Here is an 18,403-nt window from a genome sequence, read left to right as displayed (position 1 = left end):
TTAACCAAGTACTACAAGTGATAAACCAAGTTCAACTACCACAGGTAGTAAACCAAGTACTTCAAGTGAGTCATCAAGTTCAACTACCACAGGTAGTAAACCAAGCACTTCAAGTGAGTCATCAAGTTCAACTACCACAGGTAGTAAACCAAGTAGTTCAAGTGAGTCACAAAGTTCAACTACAACAAGTAGTAAACCAAGTAGTTCAAGTGAGTCACCAAGTTCAACTACAACAAGTAGTAAACCAAGTAGTTCAAGTAAGTCACCAAGTTCAACTACTACAAGTAATGAGCCAACAACTTCAAGTGAGTCGTCAAGTTCAACTGCCACAAGTAGCGAACCAAGTAGTACAAGTGGATCAACAAGTACAAGTAACAAACCAAATATTTCAACTAGCACTACAGCTACGAAACCAAGCTCATCAGATAAAAAACATCTACCTAAAACAGGTGAATCAAATGATAATTTTATAATGATTGGCTTTGTAATTTTAAGTTTCACAATTAGCATTGCCTATGCTGAAAGAAGAAGAAAAAATTAAGAACTAATGTTAAAACGTTCTTAAAAAAGGAGAAAATTTAAAATATTTTCTCCTTTTTCTTTTTTATTTTATTGTCTAGGAGAATTTGACAAGGCATTTTATAAAATCTATAATTAGACATAATGCAGTCATTCTGTATTGAATAGTTTATATAATAGGTGAAAAGATAGAGAATTAATTTATAACTTTTCAGTCGTAGTAGATAAATAGAATATTGGTTAAATATATGAATAAAAATAATAGTAAGATAAAGTGGTTCTCACTTATTAGGATACTTGGATTGGTACTAGTCCTTATCTATCATTTCTTCAAAAATGTATTGCCTGGTGGATTTATTGGTGTAGATATATTTTTTGTATTTTCTGGTTACCTAATAACATCACTAGTGATTAAAGAGATTGGGGAAAAAGATAGTTTTTCTCTTCTTGATTTTTATCGGAGAAGATTTTTGAGAATTTTTCCGCCTTTACTTATAATGGTTCTTTTTACATTACCATTAAGTATGCTCTTGCCTAGCGATTATCGTGCAAATATTGGGAATCAAGCAATGGCAGCATTAGGATTTGTTACAAATCTTTTTGAAATAAGATCAGGTTCTTCATACGAAAGCCAGTTTTTCCCTCACTTTTATGTACATACTTGGACTCTATCTTTAGAATTTCTTTTTTATTTGTTGGGAGGATTATTTTTCTTCCTTCTTTATAAAATCATAAGTAAAAGAAGGAAAAATAATCTTAGTGGGGAGAATCAATTTAAATTAATTGTGATGATTGCTTCTTTAGTTGGTGCGCTGATAAGCATAGTTATTCTTGAATTGAAATTTAATCCTGTAAATCCAAGTGTTACTTATTACAGTGCATCAAGTCATTTTTATCCATTCTTTATTGGAAGCTTGACGGCAACTTTATGTGGTATAAAATTAACTAAATCACAACAAAGAACTTTTGAAAAAAAAGATAAACTAATACCAATTATTACTATGGTTGTATTGACAATTATTTTAGTAATAATGGCTAGATTATTTACATTTGATAATCCCTTAACATTCCGTATTGGTTTGATTGCTACTTCAATAGTCACAGCAGTAATGATAGCTAATGCTCGTATTTTAAGTGTCATAACTACATCGAAAGAGCCAAGAGTTTTAGAATTCCTAGCTGATATATCTTATTCGATGTATTTATGGCATTGGCCACTTTGGATTGTAATCTCTTACTTCATAAACAATGTACTAGTAGCTGGAATTTTAAGTTTAATACTTACTACGGTTATTTCGGCAGTAGTTTATTATGGAATTGAACCATGGTTCCATGGTAAAAATCTAGACCGTTTAATACAATATTGGCAGGATAAGAGGGTCCGATATGGTGTGATAGGAGCACTTGCTATCCTTTTAATTGGTGATATTACCATAGGAGTAACCGCTAAACCAATTTCCGATTTAGAGTCATCTGTTTATAACGGAGAATTAGTGCAAACATCTAATAAAATAAAAGAACTTGGAACAGCTGGCATACAAATGAATACTATCTTTAACAGTATTTATGTTAGTTCTGATTTCAAAAATCCATTAAGTGGACTAATTTCTGACGAAGAAGTTGTTGAAAAAAATGTTAAATATGCGAATTATACGATTGCTAGCAGTGATATAAAAGGTGGGGTTACCTTGATAGGAGACTCTGTCATGTTGGGTGCTGCACAGGAATTAGCAGATACTATTCCAGGGGCAGTGGTTGATGCAAAAGTTAGCCGTAATTATCAAGCCGGATATGAAACCTTCGAAAACTTGCTCAAAACAGGTAAGCTTGGCAAATATGTTGTTATTGGACTTGGAACAAATCCAATGGGCGGTGCTGAAGCTGATTACATCAATAAAATGATTCAGGAGTTACCTGCTGGAAGTCGCTTAATATTCATTGTTCCTTATAACGCTAAAAACCCAACTGATACTCTCATGAACACGCAAGAATTCATAAGAGATGCAGCTAAAAAATATGACTTTGTAACAGCGTACGAGTGGCCTACGGATGCTCAAAACTACGTGAGTGAGCTTGAAGACGGAGTTCATTTAATCTATGGGAAAAATCTAAAACGAGTTTATACAAGTGGATTAATAAAAACCCTTAATGCAGCTGCTGAAAAACCCGCAAAAAAAGAATAAGTTAAAATTATCTCATCAACAGGAAACTGAAGGTGAGATTTTTCATTTCCTAAAATTAGCATATTGAGAAAACTGAAATATAACTTAATAATATAAGATTTGACTAATATGTTATAATTAGTACTTAGATAAATAGGTAGGAATATTATGGCAACTCAGAGAAGAAATACTAATACAAATAAGAATAAAAAAAGAAAGAAAAGCCCTACAAAGGCAGAAGTAGCAAAAAGAAAAGCAACAAGAAAAATGATAATATTTATTATTATCTTATTCTTAAGTATCATTGCTATGCTAAAATTAGGAATTGTTGGAGTTACGCTGTATAATCTGACAAGAATTTTTGTGGGTTCTTTAGCATATTTATTTTTGACATTAATACTTTTAGGATTGTTCGTTACAATGACACGACAAAAATTTATTAAGCCATCTAAACGAGGAATATTTGGAATTATTTTAGGTTTCATAGGTCTTCTTCTGCTTTTTCAAGCAAGGTTTGATGTACTCTACGGAAGTGCAAATGTTTGGAATGTTTTGTCGTCTGATTTTAAAGAGTTACGTGTTACTAACTTTGTTGGTGGTGGGATGATGGGAGCCGTGCTCTATGATCCTGCGAAACTTCTTTTTTCACAAATCGGTGTTTATATCATCGCTACAATTCTTGAAGCTTCTGCTTTTTATCTTTTAGCTCCTAACTTTATAATTAATATAGGTGCTAAGTTTGAAAATCTATTTTTCAATATTAAAGATCATATGCAAGATAGAAGTCAAGAACGTAAAGAAAAACGTGAAATACGACAAGCTGAAGAAGAAGCTAGAACACTTGAAGAGAAAATTCAAGCAGCCAATCCAGTAGAATATGATGAAGTTCAAGAAGAAGAGAGTTTTGAACCGCAAATTCAGCTCCCAATATTTGATCAAGAAACTGGTGAGATATATGAAGTGGATCAGTATCAAGAAACTGATTACCAGTATGATGATAACGATTATTACGATGACCAACCACAGTTTTTCGATGAAGTAGAAGACGATGGTGAAGAGGTTGAAATGGTCTTCCAAGAAGCACCTAAGAAAAATGATAATTATAAGCTTCCGACAATTGACTTATTAGCTAAGATACCGGTTAAAAATCAATCTAATGAGAAGAAGATTGTTCGTGATAACATCAAGATTTTAGAAGATACATTTAAAAGTTTTGGAATACAGGCAAGTGTAGAGAGTGCAGTTGTTGGTCCAAGTGTTACCAAATATGAGATTAAACCAGCTGTAGGTGTTCGAGTGAACAGAATTGCTAATTTGTCTGATGATTTGGCTCTCGCACTTGCTGCTAAAGATGTCCGAATTGAAGCTCCAATTCCTGGTAAATCACTTATCGGTATTGAAGTTCCTAACAGCCAAGTAGCGACAGTTGGATTTAGGGAAATGTGGGATAATGGCAAGACGGATCCTAACAAATTACTAGATATACCTCTTGGTAAGGCGGTTGATGGAACAATTAAGACATTTGATTTGACTCGTATGCCACATTTACTTGTGGCAGGTTCTACGGGTTCTGGTAAATCAGTAGCAGTAAACGGAATAATTACTAGTATCTTAATGAAGGCAAGACCCTCAGAAGTTAAATTTTTGATGGTCGATCCAAAAATGGTTGAGCTTTCAGTTTATAATGATATTCCCCATCTGTTGATCCCAGTAGTAACTAATCCACGTAAGGCTAGCCGTGCCTTACAGAAGGTCGTGGATGAGATGGAAAACCGTTATGAGTTATTTAGTCAGTTTGGTGTTAGAAATATCGAGGGATATAATAATAAGGTTGAACAATACAATGCTCAGTCAGATACCAAATATCAAACTCTACCTCTAATCGTGGTTATCGTAGATGAACTTGCTGACCTTATGATGGTAGCAAGTAAAGAAGTTGAGGAAGCAATCATCCGTCTCGGACAAAAAGCGCGTGCAGCTGGTATCCATATGATCTTAGCCACTCAAAGACCATCTGTTGATGTTATTAGTGGTCTGATAAAAGCAAACGTACCATCGAGAGTTGCATTTGCCGTATCAAGTGGTACTGACTCACGAACAATCATTGATTCAAACGGTGCTGAAAAACTCCTTGGTCGAGGAGATATGCTCTTTAAACCAATTGATGAGAACCATCCACTTCGCTTACAAGGTGCTTTCCTAAGTGATGATGACGTTGAACGAGTAGTTAACTTTGTAAAAGATCAAGAAGAAGTTGATTATGATGAGTCATTTGATCCAGGAGAAGTAGCCGATACCGACAATGGTTCATCTTATGGTGGAGGAACTGAGTCAGGTGATCCATTATTTGAAGAAGCCAAAGCCCTTGTTTTAGAGACGCAAAAGGCTAGCGCTTCAATGCTTCAAAGAAGATTATCTACAGGCTTTAACAGAGCAACAAGGATAATGGAAGAGCTAGAAGCCGCAGGTATAATTGGACCAGCAGAAGGTACAAAACCGCGGAAAGTACTTGTTGGAAAAGACGGACAAGATATAGAAGCATAAAATATTAATTAAGAGCATCTAGAAATAGATGTTCTTTTTTGTAAGCTCTTATAACTATGACTTCACAAATTGCACAATAAAAATTTTTTAAAAAAACTTAAGTTTTTCGCTTGCATTATTTTGAAAATTGATTATACTGTTCATATATATTATAATCACTAGAAACAGGAGACGTCCATGGATCTAATCATACAAAATTCATCTGATGAACCAATTTATCAACAGATGTACAACCAAATCAAAGACCAAATTTTATCAGGTCAGTTGAAAAAAGATGACTTATTGCCATCAATTAGGAAGCTTTCTAAAGAATTGAAGGTCAGCGTAATCACAACTACTAGAGCATATACAGAGCTTGAAAAAGACGGATATGTAACAATAGTTCAAGGTAAAGGATGTTATGTGAATAGCATTGATAATTCCATACTTGAAGAACGAATTTATTCAGAGATTGAAGATAATTTCTCTCAAATTCTTCGAGCTGCGCGCTTAGTTGACCTCTCAAACGAAGAGGTGTTAAATCACTTTAAAATGTTTATGGAGATGGAAGATAATGATGAATAATAATTATGAGAATGCATTACAAGTATTAAACCTATCAAAAAAATTTAATGAATTTCAACTAGATGATGTATCTTTTAATTTACCAGTAGGATATATTATGGGACTTGTCGGTAAAAACGGAGCAGGAAAAACAACAATCATCAATTTAATTCTTGACCTTATAAAAAAGGACAGTGGTGTTATTAATGTTTTTGATGAAAATACTGAAGGAAAAAGTGAATTTAAAGATGAGATAGCAACAGTCTTTGACGATACATTTTTTAGTTCAGATTGGACAGCTATAGATATAGAAAAAGCAATTGGTCCTTTTTATAGTAAATGGGATTCAAATACATTCCACAGTTACCTAAAACAGTTTTCTCTTTCTTCAAAGAAAAAAGTCAAAGAACTTTCAAAAGGTATGAAAATGAAAATGATGCTTGCAGTTGCACTTTCTCATAATGCAAAATTATTAATTCTTGATGAACCTACAAGTGGCCTTGATCCTGTTGCTAGAGATGAGCTGATGGACATCTTACTTGATTATATGGAATCGGGAGAAGCAAGTGTATTATTTTCTACTCACATAACTGATGACCTTGAAAAAATTGCTGATTACATTACTTTAATGAAAGATGGAAAAGTTTTTTATACTGGTCCAAAAGATGATTTAGTAGAATCTTACTTTGTAGTTCAAGGAAAGATTAGTGAAATTTATCCAGAGTTTGAAAATCTTGTAATTGGTCTTAGAAAAACATCAACAGGCTTTTCTTGCTTGATGAATATAAAAGATATTGCAGCACTTAAAACAAATATGATCACTGAAAAAGCAACAATCGATGATATATTAATTTATATCAATAAATAGGGGGATAGAAATGAATAAATTAACAAATGTGATGCGTCTAGAATTTTACTCAATGAAATCACAATTTAAATTACTTATAGCTGCCTTGTTTGTACTCTTACCCTTATTTTTGGTAATTGGAAATAGCCCACAAATCATTATGCTTATTTTAACTTTTACAGTTTTTTTAATTGATACAACATATCAACTAATCAAGCAGTATAATTTTGATAAATTATACGCATCTCTTCCTTTAAAGAAAAAAGACATTATTTTTGGAAAATATATATATGCATTATCATTACTATTAATTGTGGCATTAATAACATTAATAGTGAGCTTAATTACGGCATCAATTTTTAAGGGGAATTTGAATTCTAAAGAAATCATATTTTTAGTATTTATTGGTATATTTATAGACTTATTTATTTTAAGTCTTCAACTACCGTTGTACTTTAAATTTAATTTCGCAAAATCACAAATCATAACAGTTGCTCCATTTTTTATAATCTTTGCAATTGCGACTCCAGTGTTAACGTACATTCAAGAAAACACAAAATTATTTTCAAAGATTCCTGAATTAATGAATTACATTAACAACAATCCAATTCAATCAGGGTTGATTATGATGGCTATAGGATTGACGATTTTTGCTCTATCATATTTTGTTTCAAAGAAAGTATATAAAAGTTAATAAATTACCTAAAAAGCATTGAATTCAGTGCTTTTTTCAAATTGAAATTTGCCTAAATTTAGGGTAGAATTAGGTATTATGAATGGAATATTTATCTCGTTGGAAGGCCCTGATGGAGCTGGAAAAACAACAGTTTTAAAAAATATAATGCCTGTACTTGAAGAAGGAAAAAGAAATATTATTGCAACTCGTGAGCCAGGAGGAAGCAGGATAGCTGAGGAAATTCGTGAAATAATCCTAGCACCTGAAAATACTGCTATCGATGGTAAAACTGAGTTACTTCTTTATATTGCGGCACGTCGTCAACACTTGAATGAAAAAGTTAAACCAGCCCTTGCTCAAGGTGATATTGTACTTGTTGACCGTTTTATTGATTCTTCAGTAGCTTATCAAGGATATGGCCGTGGTATTGATGTTGAATCAGTTGATTGGTTAAATAACTTTGCGACTGATGGATTGAAGCCTGATTTAACATTATATTTGGATGTTGATACAGAAACTGGTCTTAAGCGCGTGATGACAGGAGCTAATCGTGAAATCAATCGTCTTGACCTTGAAAAAGAAGAAATGCACCAAAAAGTTCGCCAAGGTTATTTGAAAATAGCAGCAGAAAATTCTGACCGTTTTGTAACGATAGATGCTTCTAAATCAATTGATGACGTAACTCAAGCAGCAATTGATGTTATCAAGGAGCGCTTCCCAGATAACTTCACGAAATAACGTTGAAATAGTTCAACAAGGAAAGATATAATGAACATAAAAGAAATTCAACCTGAAATTTATCATCGCTTTGAAATAATCTTGCAGAAGAATAAACTTAGCCATGCTTACCTTTTTTCAGGCGGATTTGGTTCATTGGAAATGGCAATTTGGCTCACGCAAGCCTTATTTTGCGATAATCCAAGTAATAACTTACCTTGTGGGATATGTAGGTCCTGCCGCTTGGTAGCAGAAAATGATTTTGCTGATATGCATTTAGTAGAGCCAGATGGTCAAACAATCAAGACAGACCAAATTCGAGCCCTTCAAACAACATTCAGCCAATCGGGATTCGAATCAGCTAGACAGGTAGTTATTATTAACGGAGCAGAAAAAATGCATGTTAATGCGGCAAATGCTCTTTTAAAATCAATTGAAGAACCTGAAAGTGATATTTATATTTTTCTTTTGACCGAAAATGAAAATTTAGTTCTTGATACTATAAAAAGTCGAAGTCAGATTTTTAATTTTCCTCGTCAAAGTGAATATTTAAAAGAATATCTTGTTGGACAAGGAATACTACCAAATGTTGCAACTATTGTTAGTAAATTAGCCACAAGTCCTGAAGATGCTCTAAATATGGCACAAGATTCATGGTTTGAAGATGCTTGTAGACTGATTAAAAAGTTAAGTCAGTTGATTCTTGAACAACCTGCAGATTCTTATCTATTCATTCCTAATTTACTCGGTAGATTTAAGGAGAAGAGCCAACAAAAAATTGCTTTTTCTCTCTTACAAATATACCTTTCAGATAAACTATCTGATAAAAAAGCAAGTAGCTTTTTAGAAAGAACATTTAAGGCTCAGAGAATGTGGTCAAGTAATGTTAATTTTCAAAGTAGTTTAGAATTTATAATATTAGATGGTATGGTAAATAAATGATATATGAATTAAAATTCAATCAAGGTCAATCAAACATGTTCTTTTCTTCTGATGATGAATATTGTTGTCAGGAACTTGTTATAGCAAAAACCAAATCAAATAGAGTTGTCGGAAAGATTGTTCGTGTACTGGAAAATGGAATTGAAGATTTGCCTCTTGATGGCCAAATTATTTCCTATTTATCGGATGCTGATTATGATGAGTTAGATAATATTGAAGAGGATTCTCTTAGAGCTAAAAAAATTGTCAAGCACATGGTTGCTGAACATGAATTAGGCATGAAAATCGTAGAAGTAAGTTATACTTTTGACCGTAAACAGCTTTTTATTTCTTTTGTCGCTGAACATCGTGTAGATTTCAGAGCGTTGCTAAAGGATTTGGCAGATGAGTTTCGTGTCAGAATAGAGCTGAGACAAATTGGAGTAAGGGACGCAGCCAAAATTTTTGGTGGTCTAGGACCTTGTGGTCGTCCGCTTTGTTGTACGAATTTCGTGGGAGACTTTCCTGTTGTTTCAATAAAAATGGCCAAAAATCAGGCTTTAACACTTAATCAAAGTAAATTGTCAGGTCTTTGTGGTCGTCTTCTCTGTTGTCTTTCTTATGAAGATGAATTTTATAGAGAAGCAAAAAAGAACTTCCCAGATTATGGTGATGTACTCATGACTGAGGAGGGAGAGGGCAAGGTTATTGGAATGAATATTATCAATAGCACTGTGAAACTTCGTATTCAAAACGAAAATATTAATGTGATTAAAGACTTCTCTTTATCAGATGTGGAGGTAGCTTATGGATAAGGGAGATTTATTCGATAAATTTGATGATTTAGAGCGTGTTTTATCGGTAACCTTGGCAGATGTTAATGCGATTAAAAAAGAATTGCAAGAAACAATCCAAGAGAACGCTATCCTTAAAGTTGAGAACAGCCGTTTGAGAGATCGCTTAGAAGAGCTTGATAATAAGGAAAAAACACCAATTTCAAAATCACAATTGAATCTTGAAAAAATATATGATGAAGGTTTTCATATTTGTACAATGTTTTATGGACAAAGACGTGGACCAGATGAATCATGTGCCTTCTGTACTGAATTAATTTATAGATAGAGGGTTCTCATGCAAATACAAAAATCTTTTAAAGATACAAGTGGAAATGGTACTTTGTATCTTGTCCCAACTCCGATTGGAAATATGCAAGATATGACCTTTAGGGCGGTAGATACCTTGAAAAATGTGGACTTAATTGCTAGTGAAGATACAAGAAATACTAAGAAACTCTTGAATTACTTTGAAATTGATAAGCCACAGGAAAGTTTTCATGAACATAACGCTTCTGTTAAAATTCCTGGTATGATTGAAAAGTTGCACGATGGACTTTCTATTGCTCAAGTAAGTGATGCTGGACTCCCTTCAATTAGTGATCCTGGTCATGATTTGGTAAAAGTAGCAATTGAAGAAAGTATTCCAGTTGTCGCATTACCAGGAGCAAGTGCGGGAATCACAGCCTTAATCGCTAGTGGAATTAGTCCACAGCCTCATATTTTTTATGGATTTCTACCTCGAAAGAAAAATCAGCAAATCGCTTTTTTTCAAGAAAAGATGAACTATCCAGAGAGCCAGATTTTTTATGAATCTCCTTTCAGGGTCGCGGATACTTTGGAAAATATGTTAGAAGTTTATGGAGATCGCCAAATTAATTTGGTGCGTGAATTGACTAAAATTTACGAAGAGTATCGACGTGGTACTATCTCAGAAGTATTGACAAGTATTGAAGAGTTTCCTATTAAGGGAGAATGTTTAATAATTGTCGAAGGTTCTGATGGGTTAGAAAAGCCCGAATCAGATTTTGATAGTCTATCAATAAAAGAAGAGATTGATTCTTATATTGAAGATGGTGATAAAACAAATGTAGCCATCAAAAAAACTGCCAAAAGAAGGCAGTTAACTAGACAAGATGTATATAAAGAATACCATGAGATTGAAGATTAAAGCTTCAATCTTTTTTAATAAAAAAATACCTGTAAACACAGGTATCAATACATTAATTAAAATGGAAGGTTCTTAGCGAATTTACCCATTTTGTTTTCTGTTTCTTTATCAATAGTTGTAAGTGCTGAGTTCACAGCATCAATTACCATATCTTGAAGAGTTTCGATATCTTCAGGATCAACTATATCTTCTTTAATAGTAATATTTTTCAATACTTTATCACCTGAAAATTCTACAACAACTAAGTCTTGAGCTGATTTCCCAGTGAAAGTTGTGTTAGCAATTTCTTCTTGTGAAGCTTGCATTTGTTTTTGAAGTTTTTGAGCTTCCTTCATCATTTTTTGCATATTCATCATAATAGTTTGTTCTCCTTATATATCAACCAATGTTGATTTTTATTAGTTCATAAGCATAAGTCAGTACAAATCAAATTAACTTATAGGATACTTATGAATTCTACAGTTAATTATAGAGTGGAATAAGGATTTTATCAAGAAAAAATAATTAAATCATACTAATCACTCATATTTGACTACGAATAAAAATTTTGTTTGGAAATTATAAATACGATAATTTAAATAATTATTTTTTGACAAAAATCACTAATGCAAACGTTTTAATTTGTTTGTGCTCTAACTAGCTTGAAATATGAATTAAAGATGCACTTATTTGGAGCAATCGCTTGCAAATAATATCTAAAATGATAAACTAATTCAGTACTGTTTTTCAGTACCAAATTACTGAAGAAAAGCCAGACTAAACTCCGCAATATTAATTTAAGATATCTTTAATGTTTGTTGGATAAAATGTGCTATTCAGATTTTATCTTATTTGGAGGAATTATAATTGAATACAGGTGCAATTTACCATAGACCTGAAAGTGAATTTGGTTATCTATACACTAAAGAGACTATGCATATTAGGTTACAAGTAGCAAAAAATGACGTAGCTAAAGTTGAACTATTAGCAGGTGATCCGTATTTATTAGACACTGAACGTTGGTTTGAACAACCTTATGAAATGGATTTTAAACTTCAAACAGAACTTTTTGACTACTATAATATAGAAATAAGTGCAAAATATAAGAGACTAAGCTATATGTTTAAACTTACGGGTTTTGACGGAAGTATAGTTCTTTATACTGATCAAGGGATTTTCCCGGCAGAAGAAACATATTACCTAATGCCTAATAACTATTTCAGAATGCCATATTTTCACGAGATAGATAGATTTAAGGCGCCAGACTGGGTTAAACAGACAGTTTGGTATCAAATTTTTCCAGAGCGTTTCGCCAATGGAGATCAATCAAATGATCCAGAGGGTGTAAAGGACTGGAATCCAAATGAAGTACCAGATAGACAAGATTTTTATGGTGGAGATTTACAGGGTGTAATTGACCATTTAGATCATTTACAAGACCTAGGGATTAATGGGATTTATTTTTGCCCAATTTTTAAGGCAAATAGTAACCACAAATATGATACTGAAGACTACCTTCATATCGATCCGAGTTTTGGAGATAAAGAAATATTCAAAAAACTAGTGAATGAGTGTCATAGTCGTGGTATTAAAGTAATGTTAGATGCTGTTTTCAACCACATGGGTGATACGAGTCCTCAATGGCAAGATGTTTTGAAAAACGGGAAAAATTCTCGTTATGCAGATTGGTTCCAAATTAATGAGTTCCCAGTAAGTTATACTGAAACTAATGATTTCGAATTTAGTAACGATGCTACATATGATACTTTTGCCTTCACCCCTCATATGCCAAAATTAAACACCGCTAATCCTGAGGTTCAAGATTTTCTATTGAATATTGCTGAATACTGGATTAAGGAATTTGACATTGATGCGTGGAGATTGGACGTTGCAAATGAAGTTGATCACCACTTTTGGAAGAGATTCCGTCGTCGTTGTGACCGTTTGAAAAAAGACTTCTACATATTAGGTGAAATATGGCATAGTTCTCAAAGCTGGTTGCAAGGAGACGAATTTACTGCTGTAATGAACTATTCTTATACTGATGCAATCATCGGGTACTTTGTACACAAAAACATTACATTAGATAAGATGGTTAGTGTTATCAATAGCCAACTAATGAAGTATCGTAGACAGACTAATCAAATGATGTTCAATATCCTAGATAGTCATGATACTCCTAGAATTTTGACAGTAGCTCAAGATGACAAAGATATAGTTAAACAAACGATGGCCTTCACATATATTCAACCAGGAGTACCATGTCTATATTATGGAGACGAGTATAGTGTTACAGGTTCAATGGATCCCGATTGTCGCCGCTGCATGCCTTGGGGAATTGAAGACCAGGATCAAGATATGTATGCCTTTGTTAAAAATCTAATCAAAATTCGTCGTGATAACGATATGGAACTTAGTGAATCTGATTTAATCTGGGAATTAGTTGATCAAGAAAATGGAGTTATTGAATTACAACGTGGAAATCTAAAAGCATTCTTCAATGCAGGTGCGAAAGCAGTTGAATTTAATAAAGACAAAAATATTTTGTTAAGTAATCTTGTAAATGAAAATATTGTGGAACCAAAAGGTTTTGTAATAGAATTGAAGTAGAAAATGTATATATCAAATTACTATTACTATTTATAGTTTTTACAATTATTGATAAATTTATAATTCATTTTTTAATAGTAAATTTTTGAATTTGTTTCAGAAAACTGCGTATAAATAAAGGAAAGCATCACTTTTTAGAGGTGCTTTTTGTTTTAATGTTCACTTAAATTTAATTTATCTAATTATTTTGATTTTTAAAATAAATGTCTTTTTTTGTAAGAAAGGTCTTTACAAACTATATTGAAAAATTGTATACTAAGAGAGTCAACTGAATTGTCAGAAATTTCTAAAACAGAATTCTGAACTAAAAGAAGAAAGTACTAGAATTTCTAGATTTATAAAGATATAAGGAGATTATTGGATGAACAAATCAAGACTTTTAGGAATAGGTCTCGTATCAGTTGCTGCACTTGGGCTTGTGGCTTGTGGCAGTGGTGGAGATAAAAAATCAGCTTCTAATGATAAGAATTTAGTAAAAGAATTTAAGTATTACTATGTTCAGGATCCAGAAACGCTCGACTATACTACTTCTATGCAACGATATACTGCTGAAAATACAGCAAACTTTGTAGAAGGATTATTATCATATGATCAGTATCGTCAATTAATTCCTGCACTTGCCGAAAAATGGGATGTATCAAAAGATGGAAAGACATATACTTACCATATTCGTAAGGGAGTTAAATGGGTTGACTCTGATGGTAATGAATATGCAGAAGTTAAACCATCTGACTGGGTAACTGGTTTGAAACATGCGGCTGATTCTGAATCAGATGCCTTATATATTGTAGCTGATTCTGTTAAAGGATTATCAGACTACGCTTCTGGTAAAGATAAAGATTTCTCTAAAGTAGGTATTAAGGCTGATGATGAGGCAGGAACAGTTACTTATGAGTTGAATCAACCTGAATCATTCTGGAACTCTAAAACTACTTATGGTGTATTGAATCCTGTAAATGAAGAATTTCTTAAGTCTAAAGGAGATAAGTTTGGTGGTCTGAGTGCGGATTCTATCCTTTATAACGGACCATATATTCTTGCTAGTATGACCAATAAATCTGAAATTACTTATAAATCTAATCCTACATACTGGGATAAAGATAATGTATTTATTGATTCAATCAAACTATCTTATTATGATGGTTCAAAACCCGATTCATTGTACGATGGATTTAAGGACAATAAATATGACTTAGCTCGTTTATATCCAACAATGCCTTACTACTCTAAAGTAGATAGTAAAGATGTCATTTGGAATGCCCAAGGTTCATCAACTTATTATGGAGCATTCAACTATAATCGTCAAAACTATAGTAATTCTAAAAAAGATGATAAACAAAAAGAAGTTACTAAAAAGGCAGTTTTAAATAAAGACTTCCGTAATGCTGTTACATTCTCAATTGATAAAAGTAAAGCTACTGCTCAAATCAATGGTGAAGAAGGAGCAGATAAGATAATTAGATCTACTATTGTACCTACTGACTTTGTTACAATTGAAGGAAAACCATTTGGTGATACTGTTCAAAAAGATCTTGAATCTGGTTCTGATGTTTGGAAAGACTTAGATGTCTCTCAACAAAAGAATGGTGTCTATAATAAAGATAAAGCAACTACAGCATTCAATTCTGCAAAAGAAGCACTTAAAGCAGAAGGTGTAGAAATTTCAGAAAGTAATCCAGTTATTTTAGATGTTCCAGTTCTTGAAACATCAGAAATTAATAAGAAAGTATATGCTTCTATTAAAAATTCAATTGAATCTACTTTTAATAAAGAAGTTATCTTTAATGTAATTCCCTTAGCAGATGATCCATACACGAAAGCAACATTCTCATTCAAGACAGCTGCAGATGCTGATTATGACTTTGCCGTTACTGGATGGGGACCAGACTACCAAGATCCATCAAGCTACTTGAATATCTTCTCACCTAAGTCAGGGGATGTATTACGTAATCTAGGTCTTGATAGTCAAGTAACTCTTAAGGGTGAAGATAAAGGTGCAGTAGCTAAGAAAGCTTTGAACTTTGATGAATATCAAACATTATTAGACAATGCTTCTGCAATCAATGACAATGATGATAAACGATATACTGCCTATGCAAAAGCGGAAGCTTGGTTAGAGAATAATTCTATAATTGTTCCACTATATTCTGATTTGGGCTCACCATCAGTTAGACGTACAATTCCACATACTGAAATTGATTCAAATAACGTTGGTTCATCATCATATTCTTATAAATTTAGAAAAGTAGGTAAAGATACCGTAACTAGTGAAGAATATGAAAAAGCAGATAAAGCTTGGAAGGAAGAAGTTGAAAAACGTGCTAAAGAAGCACAAAAATAAGACAAGCTCTTATTCGTAAATTATGATTTTATCAAATGATATCATCAGAATAGAGACTGGAATATTCCAGTCTCAATTTGCGTTTTATAGAATGGTTAGAAAATTATGAAAAAATATATATTAACAAGATTATTGCGAGCGATTTTTTCGATAATTGTAGTTACTACGATTGTTTACGCTCTTATATTTACATTAATACCCCGTCGACAGATTTTTACAAGTGATCCTAATATTTCAAAAGTTGCTGGTGATCCTGATAAAAAATTAAATTATGAAAACACTGTATATCGTAGACAAGGATATATTGACTATTACAACTCAAAGCAACTGTCAAATGAAATTTCAAAGACTGATAAATCTTTTTCTCCTGAGGGAACTAAAAAAAATCTTGAAGCTGCTCAAGAATGGGCTAAAGATAAAGGCCATGGATGGAAAGTTGATCAATTTCAGAATAATAAAGAAATCTTTGCAACAAGGGAAATTCCAATTTATGAAAGAGTTTTAAACTTTTATAAGAATTTGATTCAATTTGATCACCCTTGGAAAATTCATGATAAATCAAATCCCAATTTAAAACGTTATATAAAATTTGAATGGAATAAAGGAATGGGACCTGCTATTGTCGGAAGTGGAACTCAACATAAGTATTTGTTTTATTTTGATGGGGCATTTCCTTTCATACATCAAAATTTCATTAAATTATATTTAGGTGATTCATATCCAACCTTTAGTGGACGTGAAGTTATGGATGTTCTTACTAGTGGTCAAGGACAAACTAAATCACAAGAAATTACGCTTGATGATGGAAATAAGATGATGACATCATATAACCTTCATACAGCAGAGTATCAAAGCCCAGAGAATCAAGATGAACGTGCTAAGAGAATGTTTAAAGATGATTACACAGATGTTAAAAGTAATTATCAAGACCCATCAATGATAAAAAATTCATTTATGATTGGTGCAATTGCGGTAATTCTTGGATACTTAATTGCAATACCAATTGCAACTCATCTTAGCCAAAGAGCTGGACGTTGGATTGATAGATTTGGATTATTTGCGACTACTGCGTTAATTGCATTACCTTCTCTAGCAACTATTTATTTTTATAGATTTTTAGGAAGTTCCTTATTAGGTCTGCCAGATAGTTTTACTACATATGGAGCAGGGGATATTAAGTCATACATCCTGCCAACAGTAATTTTAGCTTTACTACAAATTCCAAATAATATTCTTTGGATTAGACGTTTTATGCTTGATCAAGCCTCAAGTGATTATGTGAAATTTGCACGTGCTAAAGGGCTTAATGAGAGAGAGATTTATAGTAAACACATCCTTAAAAATGCTATGATTCCATTAAGTAATGCAATACCGACAGCTGTTATTTTAGCAATTTCTGGTGCGACTATGACTGAAACAATTTTCCTTTTACCTGGTATGGGTAAAATGTTACCAGATGCAATTAAGTCGCATAATAATTCTATGGTAATTGGACTCACATTTATCTTTACAACTTTAGCTGTTGTAGCTAACTTACTTGGTGATTTGCTAATGCAAAAAATTGATCCACGAATTAATCTTTCAGGAAAGGGAGGTAGAAAATAATGGATAAAAATGAATTATTTGAATTTGTACCTCCTAGAAGTGATGAAAGTGAAAAAATTTCAGCACCAATGTACTCATATTGGAAGAGTGTAGCAAGAAAATTCTTTTCAAATAAAGCTGCCATGGTGATGTTGGTTATACTAGTTATTTTACTTTTGATGAGTTTTATACAACCACTATTCTCTGGTTACACAGTAATTGATGCTGGTAAGATTGATGATTTTGGCGCTCGTTACAACTATCCAAATGCAAAATATTGGTTTGGGACAGACTCAAATGGTCAAAGTCTCTTTGATGCTGTATGGGCTGGTGCTCGAACTTCAATTTCTATTAGTATACTTGCGACTTTGATTACAACTTTTATTGGGGTTATTGTCGGAGCAATTTGGGGAGTATCACCTAAAATTGATAAATTCATGTTAGAAGTTTATAATGTTATTTCTAACGTACCAACACTATTAATTTTAATGGTATTTTCATACGCTTTTGGACAAGGATTTTGGAATTTATTATTGGCTATGACAATTACTACTTGGATTGGCACAGCTTACTTTATAAGGGTAAATGTAATTGGTTTACGTGATCGTGAATATAATATTGCAAGTCGTACCCTAGGTACTGGTCTCTGGACTACAATAAGCAAGAATATACTACCTTACCTTGTATCAATTATTGTTACAAATATGGCTCAAAGTCTTCCAACCTTTATTTCATATGAAGTATTTCTAAGTTATCTTGGAGTCGGATTATCAAGTGATACCCCTTCATTAGGAAGGCTTATAGCCCTTTATACAAGTAATATTACGGATCATGCATATCTGTTCTGGATTCCAGTTACTATACTAGGATTAGTTACTATTTCTTTATATATAGTAGGACAGGCTTTGGCAGATGCTAGTGATCCTAGAACACATATGTAGAAAGGAAATTTTAAT

The 18,403-nt window shown here is 32.8% G+C and carries 17 protein-coding genes; 15 read left to right on the top strand and 2 right to left on the bottom strand.

Annotated features, from left to right (window positions below; all coding sequences use genetic code 11):
• Nucleotides 1-501 (bottom strand): hypothetical protein, encoded by a 501-nt coding sequence (locus BG262_RS10905; protein WP_233278813.1) that lies wholly within the window; start codon nt 499-501, stop codon nt 1-3.
• Here BG262_RS10905 and BG262_RS11025 point away from each other — a divergent pair.
• The 11 genes from BG262_RS11025 (at nt 473) to rsmI (ending at nt 10,933) form a co-directional block, all read left to right on the top strand.
• Complete coding sequence (locus BG262_RS11025; RefSeq protein ID WP_353511599.1) at nt 473-541, top strand: hypothetical protein; 69 nt, start codon at nt 473-475, stop codon at nt 539-541. The two genes, BG262_RS10905 and BG262_RS11025, sit on opposite strands and share 29 nt — an antisense overlap.
• A 226-nt stretch (nt 542-767) precedes the next feature.
• Nucleotides 768-2,702, top strand: coding sequence for an acyltransferase family protein (locus BG262_RS02725; protein ID WP_083312876.1), 1,935 nt, complete (start codon nt 768-770; stop codon nt 2,700-2,702).
• Nucleotides 2,703-2,849: 147 nt separating this feature from the next.
• Entirely contained in the window at nt 2,850-5,225 is a 2,376-nt protein-coding gene (locus BG262_RS02720; protein WP_070787365.1) for a DNA translocase FtsK, read from the top strand.
• 177 nt (nt 5,226-5,402) lie between these two features.
• Nucleotides 5,403-5,789 carry a GntR family transcriptional regulator gene (locus tag BG262_RS02715; protein ID WP_070787364.1) on the top strand — a complete coding sequence of 129 codons (387 nt, stop codon included), beginning with the start codon at nt 5,403-5,405 and terminating at the stop codon, nt 5,787-5,789.
• Entirely contained in the window at nt 5,779-6,636 is an 858-nt protein-coding gene (locus BG262_RS02710; protein ID WP_233278812.1) for an ABC transporter ATP-binding protein, read from the top strand. Before BG262_RS02715 ends, BG262_RS02710 begins: the two co-directional genes overlap by 11 nt.
• A 10-nt stretch (nt 6,637-6,646) precedes the next feature.
• Entirely contained in the window at nt 6,647-7,309 is a 663-nt protein-coding gene (locus tag BG262_RS02705) for an ABC-2 transporter permease (protein WP_070787363.1), read from the top strand.
• A 75-nt stretch (nt 7,310-7,384) separates the two neighbouring features.
• Nucleotides 7,385-8,029 (top strand): dTMP kinase, encoded by a 645-nt coding sequence (gene tmk, locus BG262_RS02700; protein WP_338061280.1) that lies wholly within the window; start codon nt 7,385-7,387, stop codon nt 8,027-8,029.
• A 30-nt stretch (nt 8,030-8,059) separates the two neighbouring features.
• The gene (locus BG262_RS02695; protein WP_070787361.1) at nt 8,060-8,950 is read left to right on the top strand and encodes a DNA polymerase III subunit delta'; all 891 of its coding nucleotides are present in this window, start codon (nt 8,060-8,062) and stop codon (nt 8,948-8,950) included.
• A complete protein-coding gene (gene ricT / locus BG262_RS02690) occupies nt 8,947-9,744 on the top strand; it encodes a regulatory iron-sulfur-containing complex subunit RicT (RefSeq protein ID WP_070787360.1) in 798 nt (265 codons plus the stop codon). The genes BG262_RS02695 and ricT overlap by 4 nt, the downstream gene beginning before the upstream one ends.
• Nucleotides 9,737-10,051, top strand: a complete 315-nt coding sequence (gene yabA, locus BG262_RS02685; protein ID WP_070787359.1) for a DNA replication initiation control protein YabA — start codon at nt 9,737-9,739, stop codon at nt 10,049-10,051. Before ricT ends, yabA begins: the two co-directional genes overlap by 8 nt.
• A 9-nt stretch (nt 10,052-10,060) precedes the next feature.
• Nucleotides 10,061-10,933, top strand: coding sequence for a 16S rRNA (cytidine(1402)-2'-O)-methyltransferase (rsmI, locus tag BG262_RS02680; protein ID WP_070787358.1), 873 nt, complete (start codon nt 10,061-10,063; stop codon nt 10,931-10,933).
• A gap of 56 nt (nt 10,934-10,989) precedes the next feature.
• On the opposite strand, the gene BG262_RS02675 is transcribed toward rsmI, so the two are convergent.
• Nucleotides 10,990-11,289, bottom strand: a complete 300-nt coding sequence (locus BG262_RS02675; protein ID WP_070787357.1) for a YbaB/EbfC family nucleoid-associated protein — start codon at nt 11,287-11,289, stop codon at nt 10,990-10,992.
• Between the two features lie 490 nt (nt 11,290-11,779).
• On the opposite strand from BG262_RS02675, the gene BG262_RS02670 reads away from it, so the two are divergent.
• The 4 genes from BG262_RS02670 to oppC all read left to right on the top strand — a co-directional run bounded on the left by BG262_RS02670 (nt 11,780) and on the right by oppC (nt 18,388).
• Nucleotides 11,780-13,522 carry a glycoside hydrolase family 13 protein gene (locus BG262_RS02670; protein ID WP_070787356.1) on the top strand — a complete coding sequence of 581 codons (1,743 nt, stop codon included), beginning with the start codon at nt 11,780-11,782 and terminating at the stop codon, nt 13,520-13,522.
• 361 nt (nt 13,523-13,883) lie between these two features.
• The gene (locus BG262_RS02665; RefSeq protein ID WP_070787355.1) at nt 13,884-15,863 is read left to right on the top strand and encodes a peptide ABC transporter substrate-binding protein; all 1,980 of its coding nucleotides are present in this window, start codon (nt 13,884-13,886) and stop codon (nt 15,861-15,863) included.
• Nucleotides 15,864-15,968: 105 nt separating this feature from the next.
• Complete coding sequence (locus tag BG262_RS02660) at nt 15,969-17,468, top strand: ABC transporter permease (protein WP_070787354.1); 1,500 nt, start codon at nt 15,969-15,971, stop codon at nt 17,466-17,468.
• Nucleotides 17,468-18,388 carry an oligopeptide ABC transporter permease OppC gene (oppC, locus tag BG262_RS02655; protein ID WP_070787353.1) on the top strand — a complete coding sequence of 307 codons (921 nt, stop codon included), beginning with the start codon at nt 17,468-17,470 and terminating at the stop codon, nt 18,386-18,388. The genes BG262_RS02660 and oppC overlap by 1 nt, the downstream gene beginning before the upstream one ends.
• Nucleotides 18,389-18,403 lie beyond the last annotated feature (15 nt).

Origin of the sequence: Floricoccus penangensis (genome assembly GCF_001832885.1) — a bacterium.
In the GTDB taxonomy this organism is placed as follows: domain Bacteria; phylum Bacillota; class Bacilli; order Lactobacillales; family Streptococcaceae; genus Floricoccus; species Floricoccus penangensis.
Note: the sequence above shows the minus strand (reverse complement) of the source record. Positions and strands in the feature narration are given on the sequence as shown.

Coding starts and splice junctions, on each gene's coding strand:
- BG262_RS02725 (WP_083312876.1), top strand. CDS start 768: ATGAATAAAAATAATAGTAAGATAAAGTGGTTCTCACTTATTAGGATA.
- BG262_RS02720 (WP_070787365.1), top strand. CDS start 2,850: ATGGCAACTCAGAGAAGAAATACTAATACAAATAAGAATAAAAAAAGA.
- BG262_RS02715 (WP_070787364.1), top strand. CDS start 5,403: ATGGATCTAATCATACAAAATTCATCTGATGAACCAATTTATCAACAG.
- BG262_RS02710 (WP_233278812.1), top strand. CDS start 5,779: ATGATGAATAATAATTATGAGAATGCATTACAAGTATTAAACCTATCA.
- BG262_RS02705 (WP_070787363.1), top strand. CDS start 6,647: ATGAATAAATTAACAAATGTGATGCGTCTAGAATTTTACTCAATGAAA.
- BG262_RS02695 (WP_070787361.1), top strand. CDS start 8,060: ATGAACATAAAAGAAATTCAACCTGAAATTTATCATCGCTTTGAAATA.
- ricT (WP_070787360.1), top strand. CDS start 8,947: ATGATATATGAATTAAAATTCAATCAAGGTCAATCAAACATGTTCTTT.
- yabA (WP_070787359.1), top strand. CDS start 9,737: ATGGATAAGGGAGATTTATTCGATAAATTTGATGATTTAGAGCGTGTT.
- rsmI (WP_070787358.1), top strand. CDS start 10,061: ATGCAAATACAAAAATCTTTTAAAGATACAAGTGGAAATGGTACTTTG.
- BG262_RS02675 (WP_070787357.1), bottom strand. CDS start 11,289: ATGATGAATATGCAAAAAATGATGAAGGAAGCTCAAAAACTTCAAAAA.
- BG262_RS02665 (WP_070787355.1), top strand. CDS start 13,884: ATGAACAAATCAAGACTTTTAGGAATAGGTCTCGTATCAGTTGCTGCA.
- BG262_RS02660 (WP_070787354.1), top strand. CDS start 15,969: ATGAAAAAATATATATTAACAAGATTATTGCGAGCGATTTTTTCGATA.
- oppC (WP_070787353.1), top strand. CDS start 17,468: ATGGATAAAAATGAATTATTTGAATTTGTACCTCCTAGAAGTGATGAA.